This window comes from Kitasatospora sp. NPDC059973 (assembly GCF_042737525.1).
Taxonomy (GTDB): Bacteria; Actinomycetota; Actinomycetes; order Streptomycetales; family Streptomycetaceae; genus Kitasatospora.
The window spans coordinates 1-5443 of sequence record NZ_JBHWUI010000294.1; the positions used below are offsets into that span (position 1 = coordinate 1).

Annotated in this window: 4 protein-coding genes; 1 reads left to right on the top strand and 3 read right to left on the bottom strand. The window is 74.0% G+C overall.

What is annotated here, in order from left to right; translation table 11 throughout:
* Window positions 1-91: 91 nt before the first annotated feature.
* From ACFWA9_RS37995 to ACFWA9_RS38005, 3 genes are all read right to left on the bottom strand, one after another.
* Complete coding sequence (locus ACFWA9_RS37995; RefSeq protein ID WP_380393932.1) at window positions 92-1639, bottom strand: MFS transporter; 1548 nt, start codon at window positions 1637-1639, stop codon at window positions 92-94.
* 246 nt (window positions 1640-1885) lie between these two features.
* Window positions 1886-3589, bottom strand: a complete 1704-nt coding sequence (locus tag ACFWA9_RS38000) for a DUF885 domain-containing protein (protein WP_380393934.1) — start codon at window positions 3587-3589, stop codon at window positions 1886-1888.
* Window positions 3590-3653: 64 nt separating this feature from the next.
* Complete coding sequence (locus ACFWA9_RS38005) at window positions 3654-4343, bottom strand: rhomboid-like protein (RefSeq protein WP_380393936.1); 690 nt, start codon at window positions 4341-4343, stop codon at window positions 3654-3656.
* A 257-nt stretch (window positions 4344-4600) separates the two neighbouring features.
* On the opposite strand from ACFWA9_RS38005, the gene ACFWA9_RS38010 reads away from it, so the two are divergent.
* Entirely contained in the window at window positions 4601-5335 is a 735-nt protein-coding gene (locus ACFWA9_RS38010) for a TetR/AcrR family transcriptional regulator (protein WP_329489594.1), read from the top strand.
* Window positions 5336-5443 lie beyond the last annotated feature (108 nt).

The window sequence follows — 5443 nt, forward strand, 5'->3', positions numbered from 1 at the left end:
CTCCCGGGGTGGCCGGGAGCGGGGAGGCGCCGGAGGTCGACTGCGGGACCTCGGGGCATGTTTCAGTCGGCGCGGGTACCGGGGCCGCGGCTCATCGGGCGCGCTGCCGGTGGCTCGGCGCCGCCGCCCCCGCGGTGGCCGTCGCGCCGGCCTGCCCGCCCGCCCCGGACACGGTCTCCCCGGTGGCCTCGCCGGGTGCCGGGCGGTGGTTGATCATCAGGAAGGCGATCAGCGCCGCCGCCAGCAGGATGCCCATCGCCACCCAGGTCGCGATCACGTACCCGTGCACCGCGCCCTGGGCCTGGACCTGGGGATTGCCGGCGATCCGGGTGGCCAGGTACGTCGCGGTGGCACTGGCCGCGATCGTGTTCAGCAGCGCCGTACCGACGGAACCGCCCACCTGCTGGGCCGAGTTGATGGTGGCCGAAGCGGCGCCGGCCTCGTTCGGGGCGACGCCCAGAGTGGCCAGGCTCATCGCCGGCATGAACACCAGGCCCATCCCGAAGCCGAGCAGCAGCTCGGCGGGGAGCACCATGCCGGCCCACGGACTGTCCACCTTCATCTGGGTCAGCCAGGCCATCGCGGCCGCGGCCAGCAACAGCCCGGGCCCGATCAGGTTGCGCGAGGGCACCCTGGTCATCAGCCGGGCCGCGAACCCGGTCGAACTGATCACGATGGCGGCCGTCATCGGCAGGAAGGAGACGCCGGACATCACCGGCGAGAAGTGCTTGATCACCTGGAGGTAGTAGGTGAGGAACAGGAACAGGCCGAACATCCCGACCATCGCCAGGCCGATCGAGAGCGCGGCGCCGCCGCGGTTGCGCTCGCCCACGATGTGCAGCGGCAGCAGCGCGTGTTCGGTGCGCCGCTCCACCAGCACGAAGGCCACCAGCAGGAGCGCGCCGAGCACCAGCGAGCCCAGCACCAGCCAGTCCACCCAGCCCCGGCTGACCGCCTCGGACGTGCCGAAGACGATGGCGAGCAGGCCGCCGCAGCCCAGGAACGCGCCGGGCAGGTCGAGTTTGACCCGGCGCCCCTTGGCGACGTGGTCCGAGGTGAGGATCGAGAAGGCGGCGAAGGCCGTCGCGATGGCGATCGGGGTGTTCACGAACAGGCACCAGCGCCAGTTCAGGTACTCGGTCAGCAGGCCGCCCAGGAGCAGACCGATCGCGGCGCCGCCGCCGGCGATGGCACCGAAGATGCCGAACGCCGTACTGCGTTCCCGTGGATCGCTGAAGGTGGTCGAGAGCAGGCCCAGGGCGGACGGGGCGAGGAGCGCGCCGAAGGCGCCCTGGAGGGCGCGGGCCGCGAACAGCATCGCCGACCCGGACGCGGCGCCGCCGATCGCGGAGGCGAGGGCGAAGCCGAGCAGGCCGATGATGAAGACGCGTTTGCGGCCGAAGAGGTCGCCGAGCCGGCCGCCGAGGAGCAGCAGGCCACCGAAGGCCAGCGTGTAGGCGGTGATCACCCACTGCCGGTTGGCGTCGGATATCCCGAGGTCCTTCTGGGCCGAGGGCAGGGCGATGTTCACGATGGTGATGTCGAGGACGATCATCAGCTGGGCGATGGCGATGACCGCCAATGCCCACCAGCGACGACTGTCCGCCGCCTTATGACCGGTGGCAGGTTGAGCAGACACTGGGGGAGCCTTCCGCAGGGGTTCGGAGAGGTCACGCAGTCGCCTTCCAGCCAAACGCTCCGCGCGGCGAATGGCAAGGAAAAAGCTCACCAAATCGGACGAATGGGACTAATTCACCACTGGCCCGGGACCACGGGACCAGGCCCGCCCCGGCCGGAGGCGGCGAAGAGCCCCCGGGTGCCCCTGCACCCGGGGGCCGTGCCGTCGGCCGCCCGGGCCGGGGCACCCGCCGTCGCCGGCACCGCGCTACAGCGCGGCCAGCTCCGCCACCAGGTCGTCCAGCCCCAGCGAGCCCTGCGAGAGCGCCGCCATGTGCCAGGCCTTGAGGTCGAACTCCTCGCCGCGCGCCTCGTGCGCCGCCCGGGCCGCCGCCCGGCCGCGCTGCCAGGCCCGCTCGCCGAGCTTGTAGCCGATCGCCTGGCCGGGCATGCCGAGGTAGCGGACCAGCTCGCTGTCCAGGACCTCCGGCGCCAGCCCGCAGTACCGGCCGAAGAACTCCCGGGCGGCGTCCGGCAGGACGGCCTCGCCCGGGCGGAACGGGGAGTCCGCGGGGAAGTCCAGCCCGACGTGCATGCCGATGTCGACGATCACCCGCAGCGCGCGCATCATCTGGGCGTTGAGGTAGCCGAGCCGGTGGCCCGGGTCGGTGAGGTAGCCCAGCTCGTCCATCAGGCGCTCGGCGTACAGCGCCCAGCCCTCCATGTTGGCGCTCACCCCGCCGATGCTGACCTGGTAGGTGGAGAGCCGGTCGGCGACGTAGTTCCACTGCGCGAGCTGGAGGTGGTGGCCGGGAACGCCCTCGTGGTACCAGGTGGAGACGAGGTCCCAGACCGGGAAGCGCTCCCGGCCGATGGTCGGCAGCCAGGTCCGCCCCGGGCGGGTGAAGTCCAGCGACGGCGAGGTGTAGTACGGCGCGGCCGCGCTGCCCGCCGGGGCGATCATCGACTCGACCCGGGTGACCGGCTCGGCCAGGTCGAAGTGGGTGCCCTGGAGGTCGCGGATCGCCCCGTCCATCAGCCCCTGGAGGTACTCACGCGTCGCTTCGGCGCCCTGGACGGCGGGGCCGTCGCTCTCCAGCCACCGCATCGCCTCCATCGGGGTGGAGCCGGGGAGCACCTTCTCGGCCTCCGCCTCCATCTGGGCGAGCAGGCCGTGGAACTCCTGCCAGGCCCAGCCGTACGCCTCGTCCAGGTCGAGGTCGGCGCCGGTCCAGTAGCGCACCCACCGGCCGTAGCGCTCGCGCCCGATGGTGTCGGAGGTGCCGGCGGCGGCCGGACCGTAGACGTCGCGCAGCCAGTCGCGCAGCGCGGCCACCGCGGCGGCCGCGGCGGCGGCGGGCCCGGCCAGCTCGGCGCGCAGCCCCTCGGGCGCCTGCCGGACGAAGACGCCGAACCAGCCGGCCTCGTCCCCCTGCAGCCAGTCGCCGAGCTGCTCGACCACGGTGCTCACCTGACGGGGGCCGGAGAGCAGACCGCGCTCGATGCCCGCGGCGAGGGTGGCCCGGTACTGCTCCAGCGTGAGGGGCACCCGGGCCAGCCGGCGCCCGATCACCTTCCACTGCTGCTCGGTGTCGGCGGGCATCAGGGTGAAGACGTCCCGCACGTTGTGGACCGGTGAGGCCAGGTTGCGAACCGCGCGGAAGCCCTCCCCCGCGTCGTGGACGGCGAGCGAGGCGGTGAGCCGCTCGCGCAGCAGCCGGGCGCAGCGGCGCTCGGCCTCGTCCTCGGCAGCTCCGGCCCGCTCCGCGTCCGCGAGCCGGGCGAGCGTGCGGCGGCCGAGTTCGGCGAGCGCCTCGTCACCGGCCGGGGAGAGGTCGGGGAGTCGGTCGTCGTCGAGGTTGAGCCCGAGGTACACCGCGGTCAGCGGGTCGAGCTCGGCCAGGGCCTGCACGTAGTCGTCGGCAATGCGGCGCGGGGTGGTGCCGTCGGAGCTGATCAGTTCTTCAACCATCCGGACATCATTTCGCGGCCCGGGCCGATTGCAAGCCCCTACCCTGTGGCATGGACCGGCCATTTCAGACCTCCGCCCGGCGCTCCCGCCTGCGCCGGAGCAGCAGTCCCGGGTCCCACCTGGACCGGCCGCGGGCGAACCGGAAGAAGCAGAGGCCGATCAGCACCGCGCAGAAGTGTCCGAGGTCCGTGAAGGTGTGCGAACCGACCAGCGGCACCAGGTAGAAGACCAGCACGCCGCCCCCGTACAGCAGCCGCCAGCGGCCGGCGAAGCGGTACGTCAGCACGGCGACCACACCGGCCAGCGCGTACGAGACGCCGACGTCCACCGTGCCGGCCAGGCTCTCCCCCAGCCGGCCGCGCATGATGCCCCGGGCGACCACCCCCTCGCTGACGAGGGTGGCCAGCACGTGGGCGGTGGCGGCCACCGTGAACCAGCGCGGCGTGCCCAGCCAGCGCTCCGCGTTGGCGTGGAAGAGGGTGAACAGCACGAAGTAGAGGAGGAAGCTCGACTGCTCGGTCCAGAGCGCGCTGGCCACCAGGACGTGCACCGGGTCCGAGCGGAGGTTCTCCAGGTTGGTCGAGCGGGCGGCCAGGAACCAGTCCAGCCGCGCCGGGTCCATCCGCGCCACCACGAAGCTCGTGGCCGCCAGGAGCAGCAGCCACAGGTACGTCCCGGGCGCCGACCGGACCCACCGGAGGACCGCCCCCGGCACCCGGCGCACGGCCGCCGTCCACTGCACTGCCCGCGCCATCCGGCGGCCCTCCTCGAAGCGACGGCGACGACCCGTCCCCATGGTCGGCGCCCGGCCCGCCGTGCGGCGGGCCGACCCGCCGGGGCGGGCGGTCGCGGGGCGGCGGGCCGGGGCGGCGGCGGGTCACGAGCGGGCCGAGGCAGGTCGGGGCGGCCGGGTGGCTGGGGCGGCCGGGGCGCCCGGGCGGCAAACATCCGTTCGGAATGATCGGTGCAGGCAAGGATCCGATCGGACCGGCGACCATTACGCTGACCGCCATGGAAGCCAGCTCAGCGCCCGTCCCACCGTCCTCCGAGGCCCGGCCGCGGCGCAGCGGGTACCGGCGGCTGACGGTGCAGCAGCGACGGGACCAGCTGATCGCGGTCGCCCTGGAGCTGTTCGCCTCGCGGCCGCCGGACGAGGTGAGCCTGGACGACGTGGCGGAGGCCGCCGGGGCCTCCCGGCCGCTGGTGTACCGCTACTTCGCGGGCGGCAAGCAGCAGTTGTACGAGGCCGCGCTGCGCACCGCCGCGGAGGAGCTGACCAGCCGGTTCACGGTGCCGCTGACCGGCAGCCCGACCGAGCAGCTGGCCGCCGTGCTGGAGAGCTACTTCGCCTTCGTGGCCGAGCACGACGCCGGGTACTCGGCCCTGCTGCGCGGCGGTTCGGTGGTGGAGACGCAGCGCACCTCGGCGATGGTGGACGACGTCCGGCGGGCGGCGCTCAAGCGGACCCTGCGCCACCTCGGGGTCCGGGAGGCCGGGCCGCGGCTGACCCTGCTGGTGCGCTCGTGGATCGCGGTGGTCGAGGGCACCTCGCTGACCTGGCTGGACGAGGGCCGCGCGCTGCCGGTGGACGAGCTGCGGGAGTGGCTGGTGGACCAGTTCGTGGCGATGGCCGCGGCGACGGCGCTGCACGATCCGCAGACGGCGCAGGTGCTGACCGCGCTGCTGGCGCTGGAGGGCCCGGACGCACCACGGACCGCCCGGCTGCGGGCCGCGCTCGGCGGCTGAGGCGGGGGCCGCGCTCGGCGGCTGAGGCGGGGGCCGCGCTCGGCGGCTGAGGCGCGGGGCGCGGCGGTTCTTCGCGGGCGGGTCCGGCTCGCTCTCGCGGCCCGACCC